This window comes from Stenotrophomonas sp. CFBP 13718, assembly GCF_014842145.1.
Taxonomy (GTDB): Bacteria; Pseudomonadota; Gammaproteobacteria; order Xanthomonadales; family Xanthomonadaceae; genus Stenotrophomonas.
On the sequence record NZ_JACYVC010000005.1, the window covers coordinates 129586 to 151666 of the forward strand.

Here is a 22081-nt window from a genome sequence, read left to right on the forward strand (position 1 = left end):
GCTTCGGTAGCGCCGAGCCGTGCTCGGCGGAGTGGGTCAGCGCGTGTGGGTTGGGTGCAGCCGACTGAAGTCGGCTCTACCCGCCGGCTCTACCCCGCCGGTAGGCGGTTGACCACGCGCGGCGACCGGTGAATGGGCTTTGGTAGCGCCGAGCCGTGCTCGGCGGAGTGGGTCAGTGCGCGTGGGTTGGGTGCAGCCGACTGAAGTCGGCTCTACCCGCTGGCTGTACCCCGCCAGCCGCCGCCGCCGCTGCGCTGCAAATCAGGTCAGCTGCAGGTCCACGCCCAGGGCCCGGCAGTGCTGGGCCACGTCGTCGGGGGCGCCGACATCGGTGATCAGCGTGTCGATGTCCGATACCGGAATGATCCGGTGCAGGCAGACCTTGCCGAACTTGGAGCTGTCGGTGATCGCGACCACCGCACGTGCCGCCTCGACCATCTTGCGGTTGAGCATGGCTTCGGGTTCGTAATGCGTGGTGATGCCGCGCTCCACATCGAATCCATCCACGCCCAGGAACAGCAGATCCACATGCAGGGCATCGAGTGCTTCCACGGTCAGCCCGCCATAGAAGGCCATGTTCTTGCGCCGCAGTTCTCCGCCCAGCATCACCAGGTTGATCCGGGTCTTCGGGCTGAGCACGGTCAGTACGCCGAAATCGTTGGTGACGACGGTCAGATCAATGTCCGGCAGGGCCTCGGCCAGCTGCATCGCCGTGGTGCCCGAATCAATCGCGATGGTGTCGCCCGGCCGTACCATCGCCGCAGCGCGTGCACCGATGCGGCGCTTCTCATCCAGAAACACAGTGCGCTTGGTCTCGTAATGAGGCTCGGCCGCAGGCGCAGCACTCACCGCACCGCTGTCGATGCCGCCGCCGTAGGCCCGCGCCATGACCCCGCGCTCAGCGAGGTAGCGCAGGTCCTTGCGCACGGTCTGCAGGCTCACGCCGAACTGTTGGGCGAGCGAGGACACCTGCACACTGCCGTGCTGGCGAACCAGTTCACTGATCTGTTGGCGGCGATGGCTGGTGTCCCGGGTGGCGACCATGCAGAGAGCTCCTTTCAAACGTTCAAGAGTATGCGCCTTTTCGTTACATTTCGCTATTGATGCAAAACGAAACCTCATATACGCTCGGTTTCGTTGCTTCACCAGCCAGGCCCCCACAGCCACCGTCCTACGCTTCATGCCTCAGGAGAGAGAGCCCGTGAACGCCGTCCGTCCGCATCGCCATTGTCTTTACCATGGAATCACCCTTGCATTGCTGCTGCCCGCCACGGCGTGGTCGCAGCAAGCCAGTCCCGACACGCCGCCGCCCGCCGGTACAACGGTGGCTGCTGCTGAGCAGGCACCTGCCGGCAGCGCCGTCGATCTGGAAACCGTGCAGGTCAGCGGTGTCCGCGCCGCGCTGGCGCGTTCCACCGAACTGAAGCGCGATGCGTCTACCGTGCAGGATTCGATCAGCGCGCTGGAACTGGGCCGCTTCCCGGATGACAACGTGGCCGACTCGCTCAGCCACATCACCGGCGTATCGATCACCCGCACGGCCGGTGGCGAAGGGCAGAAAGTCAGCGTCCGTGGCCTGGGCCCGGAGTACACGCTTACCACCTTCAACAACCGCATCCTCGCCACCGACGGCGCAGGGCGCGACTTCGCCTACGACGTGTTGCCGTCGGACGTGATCAGTGGCGCCGACGTGGTCAAGGGCGCGCAGGCGTCCCTCACGGAAGGGGCGATCGGCGGCCTGATCAACCTGCGTTCGGCCAGCCCGTTCGACAACAAGGGCCAGCATGCGATCGTGCGTGCAGAGGGCGACCACAACCAGATGTCCGAGTTGAACGGCCGCAAGTTCTCTGCGACCTACAGCAACACCTTTGCCGACGACACCATGGGCCTGCTGATCGGCGCGGTCTACGCCGAGCGCAAGGACCGCACGGATATCGCGGGCAATGACGGCGGCTGGACGCGCAATCCGGATCCGGCCGACCCCAGCTGGGGTGGCAATGCCTGGGGCGGCAACATCGACCCGAACGGCAATGGCGAACTGGATCCGGACGAGTATGGGCTGATCGCGCCGGGTCAGTTCCGCGTCGGTTCGGTGCAGGAAGACAAGAAGCGCAAAGCCTTCTCGGGCAAGTTCGAGTGGCGTCCCAACGACGACGTGCGCATCGTGGTGGACGGCCTGAAAACCCGCCTGGATTCGCCGCAGGTGTCTTACCAGCAGTCGTTCTACCCGCTGTTCGCACCGGGCCGTTGGTCGGATATCAACGTGCAGAACGGCATCGTCACCGGCTTCACCATGGACAACCCGGATCCAGAGCAGCGGATGAACCCGGAAGTGCTCAACCAGACAGAGCACCGCGTGGTGGATACCGATCTGTTCGGCATCAACGGCAGCTGGAAGGTCAACGACAGCCTGACCATGACCGGCGATGTGTACCGCTCCACTTCCGAGCGCAAGTCGGGCGGGCAGGACACCTACGTGGTGCTGCGCATGAACCAGCCGAACGTCACGCGCATCGACCTGACCGGCGACGCCGTGCCGAATGTCACAACGACGTTGGATGACGGCCGCGATCTGTCCACGGGGCTGGCCAACGGCCAGTTCAATGACCGTGATTTCAACACGCACTACATGGAACTGCGTGGCGACAACATCAAGGACGAGATCACGGGCGGCACCATCGCCGGCAAGTTGTACGTCGGCGAGTGGGGCGTGGACTCACTGAACTTCGGCATGACCCGCACCGAGCGCAGCAAGCGCCGTGACCTGATCAACAACACCCTCAACGGCGGCGCCGACTACTACTCGGTGGACAACGCGATCAACGTCGGCGACCTGGGAGGCGGCGTGCTGGACCGCACCCTGTCACTGCCGAACTTCATGAACAAAGTGGGCTCGAACTTCCCGCGCAGTTTCCTGGGCTTCGACGTGCCGAACTACCTGGCCAGCCTGGAAGCCTACAACGGCAACCCGCGTCCCGACGGCAGCGTGTACGACTTCGCCAACGCCGCACCGCAGTGGAATCCGCTGGAAAGCTACCGCGTGGAAGAAAAGACCAACGCGTTCTACGTCCAGGCCGACCTGTCCGGCGAGCGCTGGAGCGCGGACGTGGGGGTGCGCGTGGTCAGCACGACGACCCGCGCGCAGGCATGGGATGCCAAGATCATCAGCATCACCGAGAACGGCGCGTTCAACTACACCGCACGCTACGCCGACCCGACCCCGGTGCTGCAGGACGGCAGCTACCGCTACATCCTGCCGTCAGGCAACTTCACCTGGCGCTTCACCGATGACCTGCTGCTGCGCCTGGGTGCGGCCAAGACGATGGCGCGCCCGCCGGTGGACAAGCTCGCACCGACCAACACCACGGCCAGCGTGTCGTGGGGCGAGTTCACCCAGATCTACGGCGGCAACGTGGATCTCAAGCCGTACACCGCGCAGCAGGGCGATGTCTCGCTGGAGTGGTACTTCGACGAGCAGTCGATCGCCAACATGGCGGTGTTCTACAAGCGGATCGAAAACCAGATCACCACCAGCTGGGAGCCGGGCCAGGACATCGGCGTGCCGGGTTACCTGTTCAACGTGATGCGCCCGATCAACGGCGACTACGCCAAGGTGCACGGCATCGAAGCCGGCCTTCAGCACTTCTGGGAGAACGGCCTGGGCTTCCGCGCGCAGTACACGCGCAACTGGTCCAAGAGCTTCGTCGGCGGCGAAGAGCGCCCGCTGGAAGGCATCGCGCCGTCGGTGTATTCGTTGGGCCTGATGTATGAAAAGGGCCCGTGGTCGGTGAGTGCAACGGCCGATTACAGCGACGGTTTCGTGACCGCCACCAACGTGCTGGGTGCGGGCTACAACGAACAGGCCGACGAGATCACCTGGCTGACCGCGAGCATCTCGTATGAGATCAACGACATGTTCAGCGTCAGCCTGCAAGGCCAGAACCTGCTGGACGAAGCACAGACCTACAGCATCAACGGCAACCCGTTGCTGTCGCAGGGCTACTACCGCTACGGCCGCTCGTTCACGCTGGGCTTCAGCGCGCGCTTCTGAGCGAGCGAAGCGTAGTGCCGGTGCGTGACGGTCGCAGACTGTCACGCATCGGGTGAACCTGACCGGGTGAACCTGGACTGGTAGAGCCGACTTCAGTCGGCTGCACCTGCACCTGCTCTTGATCCCGCTCTTGCATTGGTAGAGCCGACTTCAGTCGGCTGCTTTTGCCCTTGTACCTGACTGGTAGAGCCGACTTCAGTCGGCTGCTTTTGCAGGCCGAAGCCGACTGAAGTCGGCTCTACCATTCTCGGTGAAGCCGACTGAAGTCGGCTCTACCATTCTCCGTGCAGCCGACTGAAGTCGGCTCTACCGGTGTCGGCGCTACCTGGCCGGCAGCAGCCGGGGCTGCTTTTCATACCATTCCTTGGCACCGGCCAGATGCCACTGGCGGTTCTCACCGTCCAGTTCGATGCCGGCGCCCAGTACGCCCCAACGCAGATACAGGTCGCCGCGCTTGCCCGGCTTGCCGATGTCCAGCCGGCCGCGCAACGAAAGCCGCGCGTTCTCCGCTTCCAGATCATCGATCACCAGCTGGCCCTGCCGCCAGCGCAACTGGCCGCTGGCCTGCACCTCGCCCGAATCCACCAGCCCCAGTACCCACCGGGGGTAGGCGCTGCGTTCGCCGAATACATCCAGCAACGGGCCCGCATCGCGCAGGCGGATGTCGGCCACCGCATCGGCATTCAGCGGCGCCGACGCACCCAGATGCCCGCTGCGCACCGCCAGCTCGCCCCACCACCCGGCATCGGTGCTGTCGGCGATGCGGACGTCCTGCAGACGTACGGTGGTGCCGCCCAGGTCGAACTGCTTCTGCTCGAAATCCGCCCGCTTGATGCGTGCCCGCAGCAGCGCATCGCCGCGCATCGCGACACCGGCCAGCTGCATCCGCGCACCTTCGCCACGCAGGTCGGCCTTGCCGGTCCCGATGCGGCCGGAGGTATCCAGCTCCACATCGCCACTCAGCAGGCCGGTGCCGCCCAGCAGCCGCAGCTGGTCATTGCCCACGAAGCGGTTGTAGCGCGACAGGTCGGGCACACGCGCGTCGTTGAACCGCAACCGGGCGCGCACGCCTTCCTTCAGCTCTTTCAGGCGTGCATCCCCGGTGAGATCCAAGGACATGGCGCGGCCGTCAAACAGCACCTGATCGGGCGCATCCGTCGGTGCGGCGCGGAACTGGGGAATCTCCACCTTCAACTCCGCCTGCGGCGTGGTGCCCTCGGTGATGCGGCCCTTGGCATGCGCATCGCCGCGCATCCGCACCCCCGCCACATCGGCAATGGCCACCACCTGCGGAACCTCGGCGGTGCTGCCCGGTGCCAGTTGGCCATTGGCCAGTTTCAGGTCTGCCTTCACCAGTCCGCCACCATCCAGCCGGAACCACGGCTTGCGCACGATCAGCTCGGAGATCCAGTTGAGCGATTCGAACTTCCAGCTCGCGCGTACGTCGCCGGAGGTCCGGGGCAGCAGGTCGGACAGATCATCGAACGGAATCGTGCGGCCGGCGATGTGCAGGTCGGCGTCGATCTCGCTGCCGGTGTCCTCGTCCTTCGGCAGCCGGGCCTGCAGGCGGATCTGCTCGGCGACGTTGAGCTGCAGTGCCAACAGGCCGCGATCGGTCGCGTGGTCACCGGCGTGCACCGGCAGGCGCCACACCAGATGGCTACCCGGCCGCAGCACACCGCCGTGATCCATTGCCAGGTCGGCCTGCAATCGCGCCGTAGACGGAATCGTGCCGACCTTGACGTGGGCGCCGGCCGTGTCGATGCGCAGGGCCTGGCTGCGCGCATCCACCTTCAACTCGGCGGTCAGGATGCCGAGCTTGCGGCGTCCGGGCGCTTCGTCGCGGTAATGCCGGGGGAAACTCGCGCGTGCGTCAAGGTGGGCCTGGTCCAGCACGGTCGTGCCATCAAGGCTGATCGTGGCCTCATCGAACGTCGCCGTGCTGTCGAGCAACTCGGCGGGCCCGCCGCGCAGCTGCTTGACGAATCCCACGGTCGCCTGGCCCTTGCCGGCTATCAGCAGCTTGCCGAACTCGCCGCTGCGGACGCTGTCGCTATGGATCTCATCCATACGCACCGTCCATCCCCTGTCGCTGCGCGGCGGGGGCGGGATGGCCTTGTCGACCTGGCGGATCACTGCGCGTACGCCGGCGGCATCCACGCGCGGGATATGGATCTCACGACGCAGCAGGGCGGGCAGCGAAATATACGCGCTTGCCCGCTCACCACTGAACACGAACAACGTCCGGTTGGCCTGCACCCGTACATGTACGTTCCATAGCACTGCATGCCCTGGCACCACGGTCAGGGCAGGGCCGCTGTGCAGCTGGAATTTGTCCGGCTTGCGGTTGGTGACCATGTCGAACAGCGGCGTGTTGAGGAAAATGTTGCCTGCAAGCAGATACAACAGATACAGCGCCAACAGGGTTGCCAGCGCGATACGGACAGGTCGGGGCCAGCGCGGCAGGCGCTGCAGACGCGCAGGAATCAGGGGCATGGTGGACCGCAGGCGGGAATCATGCCGCTACTATCGGCAGCGGCCGGCGGCAACAGCGTGAAGGCTGCAGGCTCAGGTGATACTTTCTGCAGGGGGGCTGCACGTCCCTGTTGCCTGTTACTGGAGTGAACTGCATGTCGCTGCTGTCCAACCTGCTGCCGATCCTGATGATGGCCGGCCCCGCCGTACTGCCCGAACCGCCGGCCAGTGACCCGATGTTCCATGCCGAGCCCGGATCGCTTCAGCCCGAACAGATACGCGCCATGCAGCAGCGCCTGGCCGACTGGCCGCAACTGGGGTATTACCGCGAACAGAATGCCGCCTTGCCTGCCGCCCCGGCCGACCGCCCGCGTGTGGTCTTCTTCGGCGACTCCATCACCGAAGGATGGGGCGCCACCGGCAGCAGTACGTTTTTCCCCGGCAAGGGCTACATCAACCGCGGCATCTCCGGACAGACGACGGCGCAGATGCTGCTGCGCTTCCGCCAGGATGTGATCGCGCTGCGCCCGGCGGTCGTCGTGGTGCTGGCCGGCACCAATGACATCGCCGGCAACACTGGCCCTGCGACACAGGCGATGATCGAGGACAACCTGCACGGCATGGTGGAACTGGCCAAGGCCCATGGCATCGCGGTGGTGCTGTCATCGGTACTTCCCGTGAGCAGTTACCCGTGGCGCGCAGGGCTGCGGCCAGCGGACAAGGTGCGGGCCCTGAACACAGCGCTGAAGCAATACGCAGGCACAGAGGGAATCGTGTTCCTGGACTACCACGCGCTCATGACCAACAAGGAAGGCGGGCTGGATGTCGCGCTGTCGGCGGACGGGGTGCATACCACGCCGGCCGGATACGCGCGCATGGCCCCCCTGGCCGAGGCCGCGATCGCCGACGCACTGGCTGCGGCGGGCGCGGTGCCATCAGGCAGGACGCAGGGGACGGAGCGGTGAAACGAGCCGGGCGGTCTGGTCGCTCGCCGGACGGAATGCTGCGTTGAGCGTGCCCACCACACCGGATGGCCGTTACATCGTCGTCCGCGGACGTCTGTGGCGTGCAGCCAACCCTGGATTGGACGAGGTCACCCGGACGGCGTTGGTGGCCCAACTGATGGACGCGCGGCGAGCGGTGAAAACGGCCCTGGCTGCAGACGACGCAGCGCAGCTTGCTGCCGCACGTGCCGCGGTTGACGCCGCGAAGGTTGGGCTGGGCGAGCGTGGTCCGGTCTGGTGGAGCGACGGGGCGAAGGACTTCAACCGTCATCTGGTGAAGAACACGCCGTATGCAACGTGGTATGCGGCTCTGCCGTGCAGCGAGCAGGGGCCGAACGCATGAAGTGGCGCATCGCGTTGTCCGTCTTGATCTGGCTGTTATGCATTCCGGGGATGATGTGGCAGCTGATGTTCGTAACGGTTGCGCTGGGGCAGCCCCTGAGCTGGGAGGGATGGCCTCCCCTCCAAGACCTCTATCTCTTTGTCGCCGCGCCCGCGAGCTTGGCGGCATGGCCCATTCTGGGTGCGCTGAACCTGCGTTGGTTGGAGCGCCGTCCGCTGCATTGGCGTTGGCCGCTGATGGGGACCTTGCTGGCGGTGGGATGGCTGCTGCCGGGCGTGCTCGGATTGCTGCTGTTCGCCGCGCCGGGTGTCCTGTTTGCCACCTATCTCTGCCTCTGGCACGTCACGATGTGGCGCAGACAGCAGCGAACGGCTTAGCGCTATCGCGCACCGTCCGTCACGTCAGGTCACCACCATCGACGCCTGTACGCGGTCCATCGCATCGAGCTGCAGCTGTGAAGCATCCAGCTGGATGGTGCAACGCAGTCCATCATCGGCAAAGCCGTAGTCGACGTCGGCACCGATCTGGTACGGCAACGCGCGTTCGATCAGCTCACGTCCTGCACCACCGCCACGGATCTGCTGGGGATTCTCCGGCAGGTCGTGTACATCGTGTTCGTTCCAGTCGATGCGCAGCGTAGGGGCGCCGGGGTCAACAGCGCCGGTCTCCAGCAGCGACCACCGCACATGCAGCCGACCTCCCTGTTGGCGCAGCGCTCCGTACTTCACCGCGTTGGTCGCCAGCTCGTGCAACGCCATCGCCAAGGGCTGCACGCTGCCTGATCTCAAGGGAATGTTGTGCGGACCTTCCAGTACGATCTGATCGCCCTGTGCCGCCGGATCGCAATGCGCGGCCAGCTCCCCGCGCAGCAGCGCATCGAACTGCACCCGGTCCAGTTCGCCGAGCCGCGACAGCAGGCCCTGCGCGCGTGCCAGGGCATCCAGGCGGGCATCGAAGCGGCCGGCGAAGTCGGTCATGTCGCGGCTGGTGGCGAGGGTGCGGCTGGCCATCGCACGCACCACCGACATGATGTTCCGTGTCCGGTGTTGCAGCTCATCGACCAGGATGCGGAGCATCGCTTCACTGCGCCGCCGTTCTTCTTCATGTTCGCTACGCTCGGTGACATCGCGCGTGGTCCCGACGATCGCTTCGACGTTGCCGCGCGCGTCCAATTGCGGGACGAAGATGTAGTCGTACATGCGACGCCCCAAAGGACCTTCGAACGGGACGTCCCCACGTACGGGCTTGCCGGTCGCGATCACTTGATCGAGCTCGCGGCCATGCATGGCTGCATGCCAGTCGGGGTAGCCCAGCTCCAGGCAGTTCAGGCCCAGCGCCTCTTCCTCGGTCTTGCCCCACATCCGCAACAGGGCACGATTGGCGTAGGTGAAGCGATGATCGAGGTTGAAGATGTAAGCAAGGTCCGGTGAGCTGTCCAGGAACGCTTTCAGGCGGCGACGCTCGCGTTCTGCGTCATGCAGCGCGTGCACCACCGCATCGGCCGCCCGCTCCAGTGCCAGCTGCTGGTCTTCGCGGTCCAGCACGACGGCCGCGATGCGGGTGCCGAACTGCGCGACCTCTTCTTCCCACCCGCTGAGCGGGCGCGCCTCGGACAGGCACATCAGCAGCCACGCACGCGGACCTGCACCGGCGTGGGTGATGGCAATCGGGTTGCAGGCCTGCAGTCCCTGTTGCTGGCAATGGCCCTGCCACTGCGCCGCCCATGCCGCGTCCGTCGAAACGTCTGGCGACACAGCAGCGACAGACCCGCCAGTGAAGCGCGCGGCAAGCGGGGAGCAAGACGCGCGCTCAAGCTGCTCCAGCAGAGCCGGGGGCATGCTGCTCCCGATGACATAACGCACCAGCGGCTCACGTGCGGAGCTGACGACGACGCACGCCTGCAGACCCGGCTTCATCCGTTCAATCGAGTCGATCAGTACCTGCAGGCACTCGCGCGGCGGTGTGCCCCGTGCCAGCGTATCCAGCAGTGTTGCTTGTTCTCGTACCAGCAGTTCGGCGCGCACCCGGCGGGTCATGTCCAGGCACATGCCGTTGATATGGTCACGCTGCCGATCCAGCCGCCCGCGCAGCATCAGCCAGCGTCGGCTGTTGCCATCGGTCCAGGGGAGTTCGATCTCAAAGTGCGGGGCGTCGCGGGTCTGCCGATGTACGCGCCGCCATGCAGCGCGCAACACGGCAGGTGCGATGCCGCCCAGTTGATCAGCGGCGGTACCCGACGCCGTGAGCTGCCGTCGAGCGATATCGAAGTGCCAGACACCCAGGCGGGAGTCGTCGAGGATCGTTTCGACGGCGACGTCGGACAGGGCAGGGGGCATGGTGGCGAAGGGAAAGTTCGTCAGGCCCACCGTTTTGCCAACCCCGACGCAAAGAGCACGTGAAGGCTGCCCCGGTAGCGCCGACCCATGGTCGGCGAGCGAAGCGGGACTCGAATGTTGCAGGAATCAGCCGAGCGTGGCTCGGCGCTACCCGGCGGTATGCCTTTGGCGAGCCATCACCAACGCAATCGTGCGCCGGCGTACACGCCGAATCCTTCGCCCGGCGTGGAACGGGCCACGTCGCGTCCACCATCGTCATACCCCGGCGTTACCGTGGCGGCGTAGTGCTTGTCGCCCAGGTTGCGCAGCTCCAGCCACCCCTGCCACCGACCACTCGGGGCATCGAAGCCCACACGGCTGCCGAAGATGACGTGGCCGTCCGCGCGGAAGCTGTTCGCGTAGTCAACAAAGGTCTTCGACGCATACTCGGTGTTCACCGCCGCATACAGACCGGACGCGTGGTCGTACCGCAGCTCGGCCTGGTAGTAGTGCCGGGGCAGCCCAGGCAGCCAGTTCTCGCCGAACCGTGCGTCATGCCGGTACCGGAAATCGCTGAACGTGTAGGCCTGCCGCAGTGACATCCGCCCCGTGCTGCCCTGGTACAGGGTGCTGTCCAGCCCGGCTTCCACACCGCGATGCACGGTGGGGCTGGCGTTGTTCTCCGCAATGAACAGGTTCGGGACCGGCGCCACTTCCACGCTCAACAGCTCATGGTTCACGTGCGCGTAGTAGCCGGTAAGTTCCCATTGCCCGATGCCCGCCGTGCCACGCGCGCCGAGCTCAAGCGTCGTCGCGGTCTGGTTGTCCAACGCCACCGGCGCACGCTGCCGTCCACTCGATGCGCCATTGCCCGCAGGGAAGAACAGGTTTGATCCCCAGATCATCGACCAAGGATGTGCCGGCTCGACCGAACGGCTGAGATTGCCGAACCACTGGGCGGCCGGCGAGGCCTGCCACGTGAAGCCGAGCCGCGGCGCGTAATCCCAGTCGCGTTCGTTCAAGCGTTCACCGGTGCGTGGCCAGGTGACCTCCACCTCTCGCCGCGTCTGCACCAGCGCCACGCCCGTCTGCACGCTCAGGGCATCGCTCAGCTGCAGCTCATTGCTGACATGCAGCGTGCTGTCGGTGCCGTGATGGGAGAAGTCGCGCGTGTGGGTTCCGGCGGGATAGCCATTGCTGGGGAAGCGCAGCGTCTCGCGCACGTCCGCATCCAGGTCATGGGTGACGCGCAGGCCGATGGTGGTCACGCTGTCACGGCCGAACACTGTGTGGCGGCGGCGGTAATCCAGCGTCGCGTTGAGGTTGGCGTAATCCAACTGCTGCCGGTAGAGGCTTTCGTTCAAGTCCATCGGGTACTTGTGATACACCACGCCAGCCTGCAGCGATGAATCCTCATCCACCTGCAGCGTGGTCATGTTGCCGATCCACGTGCTGCCGGGTTGTGGCCGGCTGGCATCGATGGCCAGGTTGGCTGGGTTGGCCGCGCGCGGGTCGTTGCGGATCTGCGCGCGGGTCAGGCGCCCGGGCGTCTCGTGGTGGGTCTCGCGATAACGCACGAAGAAGCGCGTCTGCAGGTCCGGGGTGATCTGCCAGCCGATGTTGGCCATTGCGCCTTTGCCGTCGCCGGACGCATGCCGCTGGTAACCGTCGAACTGCGTGTCGGTGTAAGCGACGTAGTAATCCAGTGCGTCCTGCACCCCACCGTAGCCGACGCTGCGCTTCTGGTAGCCACGGCTGCCTGCTTCGTAGTGCAGCTCCAGCCCTGGCGCGTCGCGGCCGCTGCGGCTGACGTAGTTGATGGCACCGCCCAATGCCAGCGCGCCACGCTCGAACCCGTTGGCACCGCGCAGCACGTCCACGCGTGAGAGCCACAGCGGTTCCAGCAGTTCGTACGGCGTACCGCCGGCGCCGGTCAGGGGCAGCCCATCCAGTGATACCGAAATGCCCGAGGCATGCGCACCGGGACCGCGATTGATGCCAGATCCGCGGATGGACACCTTCGTGCCTTCGTTCCCCGGTGACTGCGCGGTGATGCCCGGCTGATAGGCGAGCACGTCCGCGGTGCCGACGACCCGGCCCTGCGATACCTTGGCCAGATCCACGACATTGCCGGCGCCCGGCACCCGCGCAAGCGCCTTGCGGGCGGCGTCGGTGGTATCGGCTGCGGTGACATCGACCCGGTCCAGCGTGGTCGGCTGGGCCGCAGTTTCAGCGCGGGCGGGCAGGGCAGCAAGGGCGGTCAGTACCGCAACGGCAAGCACGCAGGGAGGCAGGACAACAGGCGTCATGAGGAGTAAAACCAGCAGCGGAGTGAGGCCGCGGCCGGGTATGAGCCCTGTAAACCGCAGCGAGGCGGCGAAAGTTAACAGGGCGCATGCAGGTTGTCGAGCCCGCGCTGAAGGGGGCGACGGGTATCGGTAGCGCCGAGCCACGCTCGGCGAGCGCAGCGGCAGGACGTTGACGGCCAGCGGCCGTCAGTACCGATCAGATGGCTCTGCCCAGAATGCCCGGCAGGTCCAATCCCTTTTCTTTCGCGCACTCCAGCGCGATCTCATAGCCGGCATCGGCATGCCGCATCACGCCGGTGGCCGGGTCGTTCCACAGCACGCGGGCGATGCGTTTGGCGGCCGCCTCGGTGCCATCGCAGACGATCACCATGCCGGCATGCTGCGAGAAGCCCATGCCCACGCCGCCGCCGTGATGCAGCGATACCCACGTCGCGCCGCTGGCGGTGTTCAACAGGGCGTTGAGCAGCGGCCAGTCCGATACCGCATCGGAGCCGTCCGCCATCGCTTCGGTTTCGCGGTTGGGCGAGGCCACACTGCCCGAATCCAGATGATCGCGGCCGATCACCACCGGCGCCTTCAGCTCGCCACTGGCAACCATTTCATTGAACGCCAGCCCCAGGCGATCGCGATCCCCCAGCCCGACCCAGCAAATGCGCGCGGGCAGGCCCTGGAACTTGATTTTCTCGGCGGCCATGTCCAGCCAGCGGTGCAGGTGCGGGTTGTCCGGAATCAGTTCCTTCACCTTGGCATCGGTCTTGGCGATGTCTTCCGGATCACCGCTCAGTGCAGCCCAGCGGAACGGGCCGATGCCGCGGCAGAACAACGGACGGATGTAGGCCGGCACGAAGCCGGGGAAATCGAACGCATCTTCAACGCCTTCCTCCAGCGCCATCTGGCGCAGGTTGTTGCCGTAGTCGACGGTCGGGACGCCCAGCGCATGGAAGGCGAGCATCGCGCGGATGTGATTGGCCATCGATTCGCGTGCGGCTTTCTCCACCGTCTTCGGCGCAGACACGCGCTTCTCGTCCCATTCCTCCACGGTCCAGCCCTGCGGCAGATAGCCGTTGACCGGGTCATGTGCGGAGGTCTGGTCGGTCAACAGGTCCGGCTTGACCCCGCGCACCAGCAGTTCGTCCAGCACGTCGGCGACATTGCCGAGCAGGCCGACCGACAGCGGCTTCTTCGCCGTGCACGATTCCTCGATCAACCGCAGCGCTTCATCCAGGTCGTCGGTCCAGGTGTCCAGGTACCCAGTGCGCAGGCGCATCTCGATGCTGGACTTGCGGCATTCCACCGCCAGGCACGAGGCGCCGGCCATCACCGCAGCCAGCGGCTGTGCCCCGCCCATGCCGCCCAGACCACCGGTGAACAGCCACTTGCCGGCCAGGCTGCCGTCATAGTGCTGGCGGCCCATCTCCACGAAGGTCTCGTAGGTGCCCTGCACGATGCCCTGCGCGCCGATGTAGATCCAACTGCCGGCGGTCATCTGGCCGTACATCGCCAGTCCCTTCTTATCCAGCTCGTTGAAGTGATCCCAATTGGCCCAGCGCGGCACCAGGTTGGAATTGGCGATCAGCACGCGCGGTGCATCGACGTGAGTGCGGAACACCCCCACCGGCTTGCCGGACTGCACCAGCAGGGTCTGGTCGTCGTCCAGCCGGGTGAGCGCGGCGACGATCGCATCGAAGCTTTCCCAGTCACGTGCGGCGCGGCCGATGCCGCCGTACACCACCAGTTCCTGCGGCCGCTCGGCCACATCCGGGTGCAGGTTGTTCATCAGCATCCGCAGCGGCGCTTCGGTCAGCCAGCTCTTCGCGGTGAGGGTGGTGCCGGTGGGCGCGATGATGGTGCGGGACGGGTCGTTACGGGTCATGCGGCGCTCCGGGTCGATGCGAATTCAAGGCAGGCGTTCAGCACCTGCGCCAAGGTGTGGCGCAGCGGTGCGGCGTGGTCGTCGTCCAGCGGCGTAGGCCAGCTGTGCGCGTCCAGCGCGGCGGGGGCCGGCTCGTGCATGTAGCCCCGGCAGGCCAGTTCCATCTGCAGGCTGTGCACGCCGCCCGGGATGTCGCTGTAGTGACGGGTGACCCAGCCCCCCTTGAAGCGGCCGTTGCGCACGTGGGGCATGCCGCTGAGTCGGCAGAAATTCTCCACCACGTCCGACAGCGCGTTGTCGCAGGACGTGTCCACCGCGCCCGACGGACCGGCGGTGCCGAGGTTGAACTGCGGCAGTTCACCGTCGAACAGGTGCGGAATCTGCGATCGGATCGAATGCGCGTCGTACACCACCACGGTGGGGTAGCGCTCACGCAGGCGCGCGATCTGCGCACGCAGCGCAGCGTGATAGGGCGCGAAATACGTGTCGCGGCGCCGCGCGATCTCCGCTTCATCCGGTTCCATTCCGTCCGAATACAGGGGCTGATTGTCGAAGGTCGTCAGCGGGCACAGGCCGGTCGTATTCTGGCCCGGATACAACGACACGCCGCTGGGGTCGCGGTTGAGGTCGATCACCGACCGCGAGATCGCCGAACGCACCGTGGTGGCCCCCAGCCCGCGCGCGAAGGCGTAGAGATCATGCACCCACCAGTCGGCGTCACGTCGCGCCAGCCATGGCGAGACGAAACGGCCGCGCAGGTCGTCGGGCAGGTCACTGCCGGTGTGTGGGAAGCTGATCACCAGCGGCGCATCACCTTCATGCACCTCAAGCCAGGACGGATAAGCGTTCATGCAACTGGCTCCACGCTCGGCAGTACCTCGGCGAGTCCAGCAGACAGCGCACCGCTGCGCACCAGGTTCGTTGCCGCCACCATGTCCGGGTGGAAATAGCGGTCGTCTTCCAGCGTCGGCACCTGCGCGCGCAGCAGCACACGCACCGCTTCCAGCGCCCCACTGGACTGCAGCGGGGCATGGAAATCGCAGCCCTGCGCGGCAGCCAGCAGTTCGATACCGACTACATTGGCGGCGTTCTCGGCCATCTGCATCAAGCGGCGTGCGCCATGCGCTGCCATCGACACGTGGTCTTCCTGGTTGGCCGAGGTGGGAATCGAATCCACGCTGGCCGGGTAGGCGCGCTGTTTGTTCTCCGACACCAGCGCGGCGGCGGTGACCTGCGGAATCATGAAGCCGGAGTTCAAGCCAGGACGCGGGGTCAGGAACGCAGGCAGGCCGGACAAGGCAGGGTCGACCAGCATCGCAGTGCGGCGCTCGCTGATCGAGCCGATCTCGCAGATCGCCATCGCCAGCATGTCCGCGGCAAAGGCCACCGGCTCGGCATGGAAGTTGCCACCGCTTAGCGCTTCACCGGTATCGGTGAACACCAGCGGATTGTCCGTCACGCCATTCGCCTCGATTTCCAGCGTCGTGGCGGCCTGGCGGATGATGTCCAGCGCCGCGCCCATTACCTGGGGCTGGCAGCGCAGGCAGTATGGATCCTGCACGCGCACGTCGTTGTCGCGGTGCGATTCGCGGATCGCCGAGCCCTGCATCAGGGTGCGCAGCGCGGCGGCGGTGACGATCTGTCCGCGCTGTCCGCGGATGCTGTGGATGCGCGGATCGAACGGGGTATCAGAGCCCTTGGCCGCTTCCACCGACAGCGCGCCGGTGACCAGCGCAGCCTGGAACACGATCTCGATCTCGAACAGCCCCGCCAGCGCATACGCGGTCGAAAACTGCGTGCCGTTGAGCAGGGCCAGCCCTTCCTTGGCACCCAGCTGCAGCGGCTGCAGGCCCGCCTGCGCCAAGGCCTCGGCGGCCGGCAAGCGAGCGCCCCCCACGAACGCCTCGCCCACGCCGATCATCACGCTGGCCAGGTGCGAAAGCGGCGCCAGATCGCCGGATGCACCGACCGACCCCTGCGCCGGGATCACCGGCACCACGTCGTGCTGCAGCAGCGCTTCAAGCAGCTGCAGGGTCTGCACGCGGATGCCCGATGCGCCCTGCGCCAGGCTGACCAGCTTCAACGCCATCATCAGGCGTACCACCGGCGGCGGCATCGGCTCACCCACACCGGCGGCATGGGACAGCACGATGTTCCGCTGCAGCGTCGCCAGGTCTTCGGGCTCGATGCGCACGCTGGCCAGCTTGCCGAAGCCGGTATTGATGCCATAGACCGGCGCGCCCTTGGCGACGATGGCGTCCACGGTCGCGGCGCTGGCCTGCACGGCCGGCAGGCACGCCGGATCCAGTGCGATGCGTGCGCCGCGATACACCTGCCGCCACTGCGCAAGGGGTACATGGGCGGGGCGAAGGACCAGCGGGGTGTTGCGCGTGTCATCTTGCATTGAAGCGTGCTCCATCAAACAGGGTCGGGCTGCCCGCGCACCACGCGCGCGTGCAGCGGATTGAAGCCGATGCGGTAGACCAGGTCGGCCGGCGCGTCGATGTCCCAGATCGCCAGGTCGCAGTCCATGCCCACCGCCAGCCGGCCGATGCGATCACCCCGGCCCAGTGCCTGGGCGGCATGCCGGGTGAAGCCGGCAATGCACTCTTCCACCGTCAGCCGGAACAGCGTGGCGCCCATGTTCATCGCCAGCAGCGGGCTGGTGAGCGGTGAGGTGCCGGGATTGCAGTCGGTGGCCAGTGCCAGCGGCACGCCGGCTGCACGCAGCGCCGCGATCGGCGGCAGGGTCGTGTCGCGGGTGAAGTAGAACGCGCCGGGCAACAGCACGGCCACGGTGCCGGCCTCGGCCATGGCGGCGATGCCGGCCGCATCCAGATGTTCGACATGGTCGGCCGACAATGCACCGTGGCGCGCGGCGAGTTCGGCACCGTGCTGGTTGCTCAGCTGCTCGGCATGGATCTTGATCGCCAGCCCGTGCGCCTCCGCGGCGGCGAATACCTGGCTGGCCTGCGCGGTGGAGAACGCGATGTTCTCGCAGAAGATGTCGACCGCTTCAGCCAGCCCCTCCGCGGCAATGGCCGGGATCATCACGGTGCAGACTTCGTCGATGTATTCCTGCGCCTCACGCCCCGGCGGCACCGCGTGCGCACCGAGGAAGGTCGGCACGACGTGCACGTTGCACGCTTCCCCCAGTGCGCGTGCAACCTGCAGTTGCTTGCGTTCGTCGTCCAGGGTCAGGCCGTAACCGGATTTGACTTCCAGCGTGGTGATGCCTTCCGCACGCATCGCCAGCAGGCGAGGGCGGCTTTGTCGCGCAAGCTCCTGGTGGTCTGCCGCACGCGTGGCGCGCACCGTGGAGACGATGCCGCCGCCAGCGCGGGCGATGTCGGCATAGCTGACCCCCTGCAGGCGCTGCTCGAACTCGTTGGCGCGGTTGCCGGCGTACACCAGGTGGGTGTGGCAGTCGATCAAGCCGGGGGATATCCAGCGGCCTTCGCCGTCGATACGGCGCGTGGGCTGCAGGTGGGCGCCGCTGCCTGCGGGTCCGACATGGAGGATGCGACCCTCATGCGCGGCAAGCTCGCCATCGCGCAGGATGCCCAAGCCGTCGCCGCACAGGGTGATCAGGTGTACGTTGGTCCACAGGGTGTCGCACTGCATGGGCGTCGCTACACGGTTGCGCTGATATGTCTATACAATATAGGCGTCCTTTCCGGGTTGTCCAGCCATGACCGATGCGATGTCTCCGCCTGCCTTCCACGCTGCCCACGCCCTGCTGCCCGATGGCTGGGCGCGCGATGTCAGGCTGCAGGTACGCGACGGATGCATTGCGTCGGTCGACGCGGGTATTCCGGCGCAGCCCAGCGATACGGCGGTGGAGATTCTGGTCCCCGGCCTTCCCAACCTGCACAGCCATGCGTTCCAGCGGGGCATGGCCGGGCTGACGGAGATCGGCGGCGGCGACGGCGACAGCTTCTGGAGCTGGCGCGAGCTGATGTACCGCTTCCTGGCCCGGCTGGTACCCGACGCGGTCGAGGCCATCGCGGCACAGGCGTACATGGAGATGCTGGAGAGCGGGTTCACCCGCGTCGGCGAATTCCATTACCTGCACCACGATGCCGACGGCAACGCGTATGCGGACCCGGCCGAGATGTCCGCGCGTATCGCCGCTGCGGCCGCGCAGACGGGCATCGGCCTGACCTTGCTGCCGGTGTTCTATGCGCATGCGGACTTCGGTGGCGCGGCGCCCAATCCGGCGCAGCGGCGGTTGATCCACGACGTGGACGGGTTCGCGCGATTGCTGGAAGGCGCGCGCGCCGCGTTGGCCTCGCTGCCGGACGCGGTGCTCGGCATGGCCCCGCACAGCCTGCGCGCGGTAACCGGCGATGAGCTGTCCGCGTTGCTGCCGCTGAACGACGGTCCGGTGCACATCCATATCGCCGAGCAGCTGCGCGAGGTCGATGCCTGCGTGGCGTGGAGCGGCCTGCGCCCGGTGCGTTGGCTGTACGAACACGCCGCAGTGGACGCACGCTGGTGCCTGGTGCACGCCACCCATATCGACGAAGACGAGCGCGCACGCATCGTGGCCAGCCAGGCCGTGGCAGGGCTGTGCCCGATCACCGAAGCCAACCTGGGTGATGGGCTGTTCCCGATGCAGGCCTTCGCGCGCGAGGGCGGGCGCTTCGGTGTCGGCTCCGATTCCAATGTGCTGATCGATGCGGCCGAGGAACTGCGCCTGTTGGAATACGGGCAGCGCCTGAGCCTGCGTGGCCGCAACGTGATCGCACCCGATGCGTCGCGCAGCTCGGGACGGTTCCTGTTCGACGGCGCGGTTGCCGGGGGAGCACAGGCCCTCGGCGTAGCCGCCGGGCTGCAGGTGGGCGCAAGCGCGGACCTGCTGGAACTGGATGCAACGCACCCGGCCCTGGTGGGCCGCAGCGGCGACGCCTTGCTTGACAGCTGGGTGTTTGCCGCACGTAATGGCGCGCTTCGCACGGTGTGGCGACACGGTCGTCCGTGCGTGTCCGGTGGGCGCCATCATCAGCGCGATGCCATCACCGCCCGCTTTGCCCAGGCCCTGCGCGGCGTGCTGGGCTGATTTCCCTACCTCAAGAGACATCCGTGAAGGCCAGCAAGTCCGCCACGCTCAATCAGCGCATCCGCAGCGAACTGGAAGGCCGCATCCTGAGTGGTGAGTGGGCGCCCGGTTTCCGCATCCCGTACGAACACGAGCTGATGGAGCAGTACGATTGCTCGCGGATGACGGTGAACAAGGTGCTGACCGCACTGGCGGAGAGCGGCATGATTGAGCGCCGGCGTCGCGCCGGGTCGTTCGTGGCCAGGCAGTCACCGCACCTGGAGCAGGTCGCGCTGGAGATTCCGGATATCGCGATGCAGGTCAGCGCGATGGGGCATGCCTACGCGTACCGGCTGCTGCGGCGGCAATTGCGTACCGCGCACGAAGGGGATGCGGGAGAGGCCGAATTGGCAGGTACCGCGCGATTGCTGGCGATGGACTGCCTGCACCTGGCGGATGGCCGGCCGCTGGCGCTGGAGCATCGCCTGATCAGCCCGACCGGCGTGCCGGAAGTGCTGGAGGTGGATTTCGCGGTGACGGCGCCGGGCAGCTGGTTGCTGCAGAACGTGTCCTGGACGCGCGCACAGCACCGCATCAGCGCGTGGGGGGCGGACGCGGCCACGGCCAAGCTGCTGGACGTCAAGGCGGGCACAGCGTGTCTGGTGATCGAGCGGCATACGTGGCGCGGTGAGCAGGCCATTACCCGCGTGCGGCAGATATTCCTGGGCGATGCCTGGGACCTAGTGGCCCGTTTCGCACCGGGAAACCGGTGAATGGGTGAGGGCGGGTAGTGACGGCCGCTGGCCGTCAGTCGCCTTGTTCGGGCATTCCGCCGAGCATGGCTCGGCGCTACAGACATCGCGCGGATAGGGACGGCCGCGGGCCGTCAATCGCGTGATCCAGGCATTAAAGCGTGGTGCACTGCCGCCAGCGCACGGGCTCGTCCACGCCGGGACGGGCGTTGAGCTGTACGCGTACGTTGCGCAGGGCGGGGTAGCGCATCACTTCCTCGCAGATGCGGGGCCACACCTCGTCGATCTCCGCGGTGCGGTTCACCGCCAGGGTCTGCCGGGTCTGCCAAATGCCGCTTGCCACGCCGGGCAGGCGGCCCAGGGCGCGCGACAGCTCCTGCTGGTAGCGATCCAGCGTTGCGGTATCCGGATTGATCTCCTGGCCCGCCGGTTCGCGACCCGGGGTATCGGCGGGTGCCGTCGGCGCAGCCGCCGCAGGCGCCACGGCAGGGGCGGCTTCCGCACGGGGTGCCGCTGTGGTCGATTCCACCACCGGTGCCTCGCTGTGCACCGTCTGGTAGCCCACGCCCACCAGCAGCCCCAACGTGCTTGAGGCCAGCGCAGCAATCATGATCCGGCGCAAGGCTTCATGCCGCGCGGCATTCTTCACGCCGGATTCGATATCGCCCGGCAGGTACGGTGACAGCAACGGCCACAGGCGCCGACCGTCCAGCACTTCCACGGACTGCTTTTCAGCAATCGCCTGGCCGTCGCCGTCCACCAGCCCTTCAGTGATCAGGATCCCGCCGCGTGCACCGGCAAGGCGAGCGGCCGCGCCCAGTTCGTTGATGGCGGCCGTGCCGATGCGGTAGGCCAACCCGTGCTTGCACGACACCAACCACTGGTTGGCACCCTCGGCCATCAGGAAGTCGCTGCGCGGTTCGCGGCTGTCGTCCTCATGGCGTCGCATCTCTTCCAGCCCGCGCCGCTCACGCAGGGCGCGCTTGACCAGTTCAGAGAAATCGCGCCAGTGCATGCCGGCCAGGGCCTGCAGCCCGAGACTCATTTCCTTGCGCCGCCGTTTCACCAGCCACAGGTAGGCGGTGGCGAGCAGGAAACAGGTGAGGGCCAGCAACAGGGCCAATATCCAGGAGAACATGCAGGCGGGAACGCTGACGGCAGAGGGGGGCGGACAGTGTAAAGGTCCTGCGTGCCCATCGCGTCAGGGCCACCCTGACACAGCATCAGCCAAGCCAGGTGCCAGACATGAAAAACCCGCCATTACCTGAAGCCGTGAGGGGAGGGACAAACGGCGGTAACAGCGGGTTGAGGTGATTCTGTTCCAGCAGCCTGCTGCTTTGCAACAAAGCAGCAGGAACGCTGTGTTTCCCGCAGCAACTCCAATCAGGGCGTGCTGCCCGGCGACTGGTGGCTGCCCGGGGTGGGGTCGCCGCTGGCGGTGCTGGCAGTGCGGCTTTCCAAGCGGTTGAGACGGGTGGTCAAGGCATCGATGCGCGCATTGAGCGTTGCCACGTCTTCCGCGTTCGGCACGTGCAGGCGCTTCAGCACACCGTGCACGCGGTCTTCGAAGGCTTTCTCGACCTTGTCCCAGGTGCCGGATGCTTTCTCACGTGCCTGGCCCAGATGCTCTTCCACGTTGTCGCGCCAACCCGGGCCGTCTTCGGTGGATTTCTCGCGGCGGCGGTTTTCGAACGCTTCGCCTTCCTTCACCAGGCCATCGAAGAAGCGGTTGCCTTCCGCCTGTGCGCGGCCCAACGCGCCGAGACCGGCCAGCCAGACCTGCTGGGCCGAATCACTGAGGCGCCGGGAAACGCGCTCGGCCTGATCCTGGAAGGACGCCTTGTCCTGCGCGTCGTTGCGGGGGTCGTGCTCGTCGTACTGGTTCATGGGGTCTCCTGCATGGACGGATGCAGGAGTC

General features: G+C 66.5%; 16 protein-coding genes. 6 read left to right on the forward strand and 10 right to left on the reverse strand.

All coding sequences use genetic code 11. The features are described from left to right. Positions 1 to 261 precede the first annotated feature (261 nt). A complete protein-coding gene (locus IFT58_RS10110; RefSeq protein ID WP_188326945.1) occupies positions 262 to 1044 on the reverse strand; it encodes a DeoR/GlpR family DNA-binding transcription regulator in 783 nt (260 codons plus the stop codon). A gap of 157 nt (positions 1045 to 1201) precedes the next feature. Between IFT58_RS10110 and IFT58_RS10115 the strand changes: the two genes are divergently transcribed. Further along, positions 1202 to 4051 (forward strand): TonB-dependent receptor, encoded by a 2850-nt coding sequence (locus IFT58_RS10115; protein ID WP_342029553.1) that lies wholly within the window; start codon positions 1202 to 1204, stop codon positions 4049 to 4051. 321 nt (positions 4052 to 4372) lie between these two features. Here IFT58_RS10115 and IFT58_RS10120 read toward each other — a convergent pair whose 3' ends face one another. Continuing rightward, positions 4373 to 6547 (reverse strand): hypothetical protein, encoded by a 2175-nt coding sequence (locus IFT58_RS10120; RefSeq protein ID WP_192094663.1) that lies wholly within the window; start codon positions 6545 to 6547, stop codon positions 4373 to 4375. Between the two features lie 215 nt (positions 6548 to 6762). Between IFT58_RS10120 and IFT58_RS10125 the strand changes: the two genes are divergently transcribed. From IFT58_RS10125 to IFT58_RS10135, 3 genes are read left to right on the forward strand one after another with little or no spacing between them, the layout of a single operon-like run. After that, entirely contained in the window at positions 6763 to 7491 is a 729-nt protein-coding gene (locus IFT58_RS10125) for an SGNH/GDSL hydrolase family protein (RefSeq protein WP_249405670.1), read from the forward strand. 43 nt (positions 7492 to 7534) lie between these two features. Continuing rightward, positions 7535 to 7873, forward strand: coding sequence for a hypothetical protein (locus IFT58_RS10130; RefSeq protein WP_192094667.1), 339 nt, complete (start codon positions 7535 to 7537; stop codon positions 7871 to 7873). Continuing rightward, entirely contained in the window at positions 7870 to 8250 is a 381-nt protein-coding gene (locus IFT58_RS10135) for a hypothetical protein (RefSeq protein ID WP_188326950.1), read from the forward strand. Before IFT58_RS10130 ends, IFT58_RS10135 begins: the two co-directional genes overlap by 4 nt. A 24-nt stretch (positions 8251 to 8274) precedes the next feature. Here IFT58_RS10135 and IFT58_RS10140 read toward each other — a convergent pair whose 3' ends face one another. From IFT58_RS10140 to hutI, 6 genes are all read right to left on the reverse strand, one after another. After that, complete coding sequence (locus IFT58_RS10140) at positions 8275 to 10209, reverse strand: HWE histidine kinase domain-containing protein (RefSeq protein WP_192094670.1); 1935 nt, start codon at positions 10207 to 10209, stop codon at positions 8275 to 8277. A 176-nt stretch (positions 10210 to 10385) separates the two neighbouring features. Beyond that, a complete protein-coding gene (locus tag IFT58_RS10145; protein WP_192094672.1) occupies positions 10386 to 12497 on the reverse strand; it encodes a TonB-dependent receptor in 2112 nt (703 codons plus the stop codon). Positions 12498 to 12693: 196 nt separating this feature from the next. Beyond that, complete coding sequence (gene hutU / locus IFT58_RS10150) at positions 12694 to 14370, reverse strand: urocanate hydratase (protein ID WP_192094673.1); 1677 nt, start codon at positions 14368 to 14370, stop codon at positions 12694 to 12696. Next, positions 14367 to 15221 (reverse strand): N-formylglutamate deformylase, encoded by an 855-nt coding sequence (gene hutG / locus IFT58_RS10155; protein WP_192094674.1) that lies wholly within the window; start codon positions 15219 to 15221, stop codon positions 14367 to 14369. The genes hutU and hutG overlap by 4 nt, the downstream gene beginning before the upstream one ends. Next, positions 15218 to 16774 carry a histidine ammonia-lyase gene (hutH, locus tag IFT58_RS10160; RefSeq protein WP_192079948.1) on the reverse strand — a complete coding sequence of 519 codons (1557 nt, stop codon included), beginning with the start codon at positions 16772 to 16774 and terminating at the stop codon, positions 15218 to 15220. The genes hutG and hutH overlap by 4 nt, the downstream gene beginning before the upstream one ends. A gap of 14 nt (positions 16775 to 16788) precedes the next feature. Beyond that, complete coding sequence (gene hutI, locus IFT58_RS10165) at positions 16789 to 17994, reverse strand: imidazolonepropionase (RefSeq protein WP_192094676.1); 1206 nt, start codon at positions 17992 to 17994, stop codon at positions 16789 to 16791. A gap of 67 nt (positions 17995 to 18061) precedes the next feature. Between hutI and IFT58_RS10170 the strand changes: the two genes are divergently transcribed. Together IFT58_RS10170 and hutC are read left to right on the forward strand one after the other, a co-directional pair. Then, positions 18062 to 19432 carry a formimidoylglutamate deiminase gene (locus tag IFT58_RS10170; RefSeq protein WP_192094677.1) on the forward strand — a complete coding sequence of 457 codons (1371 nt, stop codon included), beginning with the start codon at positions 18062 to 18064 and terminating at the stop codon, positions 19430 to 19432. Between the two features lie 23 nt (positions 19433 to 19455). Continuing rightward, complete coding sequence (gene hutC, locus IFT58_RS10175; RefSeq protein ID WP_192094679.1) at positions 19456 to 20184, forward strand: histidine utilization repressor; 729 nt, start codon at positions 19456 to 19458, stop codon at positions 20182 to 20184. A 133-nt stretch (positions 20185 to 20317) separates the two neighbouring features. Here hutC and IFT58_RS10180 read toward each other — a convergent pair whose 3' ends face one another. Continuing rightward, complete coding sequence (locus tag IFT58_RS10180) at positions 20318 to 21301, reverse strand: restriction endonuclease (protein WP_192094681.1); 984 nt, start codon at positions 21299 to 21301, stop codon at positions 20318 to 20320. A 245-nt stretch (positions 21302 to 21546) separates the two neighbouring features. Then, positions 21547 to 22050: a phasin family protein gene (locus tag IFT58_RS10185; protein ID WP_188326960.1), complete on the reverse strand. Its 504-nt coding sequence runs from the start codon at positions 22048 to 22050 to the stop codon at positions 21547 to 21549. Positions 22051 to 22081: the final 31 nt, after the last annotated feature.

Coding starts and splice junctions, on each gene's coding strand:
- IFT58_RS10170 (WP_192094677.1), top strand. CDS start 18,062: ATGACCGATGCGATGTCTCCGCCTGCCTTCCACGCTGCCCACGCCCTG.
- IFT58_RS10185 (WP_188326960.1), bottom strand. CDS start 22,050: ATGAACCAGTACGACGAGCACGACCCCCGCAACGACGCGCAGGACAAG.
- IFT58_RS10180 (WP_192094681.1), bottom strand. CDS start 21,301: ATGTTCTCCTGGATATTGGCCCTGTTGCTGGCCCTCACCTGTTTCCTG.
- IFT58_RS10145 (WP_192094672.1), bottom strand. CDS start 12,497: ATGACGCCTGTTGTCCTGCCTCCCTGCGTGCTTGCCGTTGCGGTACTG.
- IFT58_RS10125 (WP_249405670.1), top strand. CDS start 6,763: ATGTTCCATGCCGAGCCCGGATCGCTTCAGCCCGAACAGATACGCGCC.
- IFT58_RS10110 (WP_188326945.1), bottom strand. CDS start 1,044: ATGGTCGCCACCCGGGACACCAGCCATCGCCGCCAACAGATCAGTGAA.
- IFT58_RS10140 (WP_192094670.1), bottom strand. CDS start 10,209: ATGCCCCCTGCCCTGTCCGACGTCGCCGTCGAAACGATCCTCGACGAC.
- hutH (WP_192079948.1), bottom strand. CDS start 16,774: ATGCAAGATGACACGCGCAACACCCCGCTGGTCCTTCGCCCCGCCCAT.
- hutI (WP_192094676.1), bottom strand. CDS start 17,994: ATGCAGTGCGACACCCTGTGGACCAACGTACACCTGATCACCCTGTGC.
- hutG (WP_192094674.1), bottom strand. CDS start 15,221: ATGAACGCTTATCCGTCCTGGCTTGAGGTGCATGAAGGTGATGCGCCG.
- hutU (WP_192094673.1), bottom strand. CDS start 14,370: ATGACCCGTAACGACCCGTCCCGCACCATCATCGCGCCCACCGGCACC.
- IFT58_RS10135 (WP_188326950.1), top strand. CDS start 7,870: ATGAAGTGGCGCATCGCGTTGTCCGTCTTGATCTGGCTGTTATGCATT.
- IFT58_RS10120 (WP_192094663.1), bottom strand. CDS start 6,547: ATGCCCCTGATTCCTGCGCGTCTGCAGCGCCTGCCGCGCTGGCCCCGA.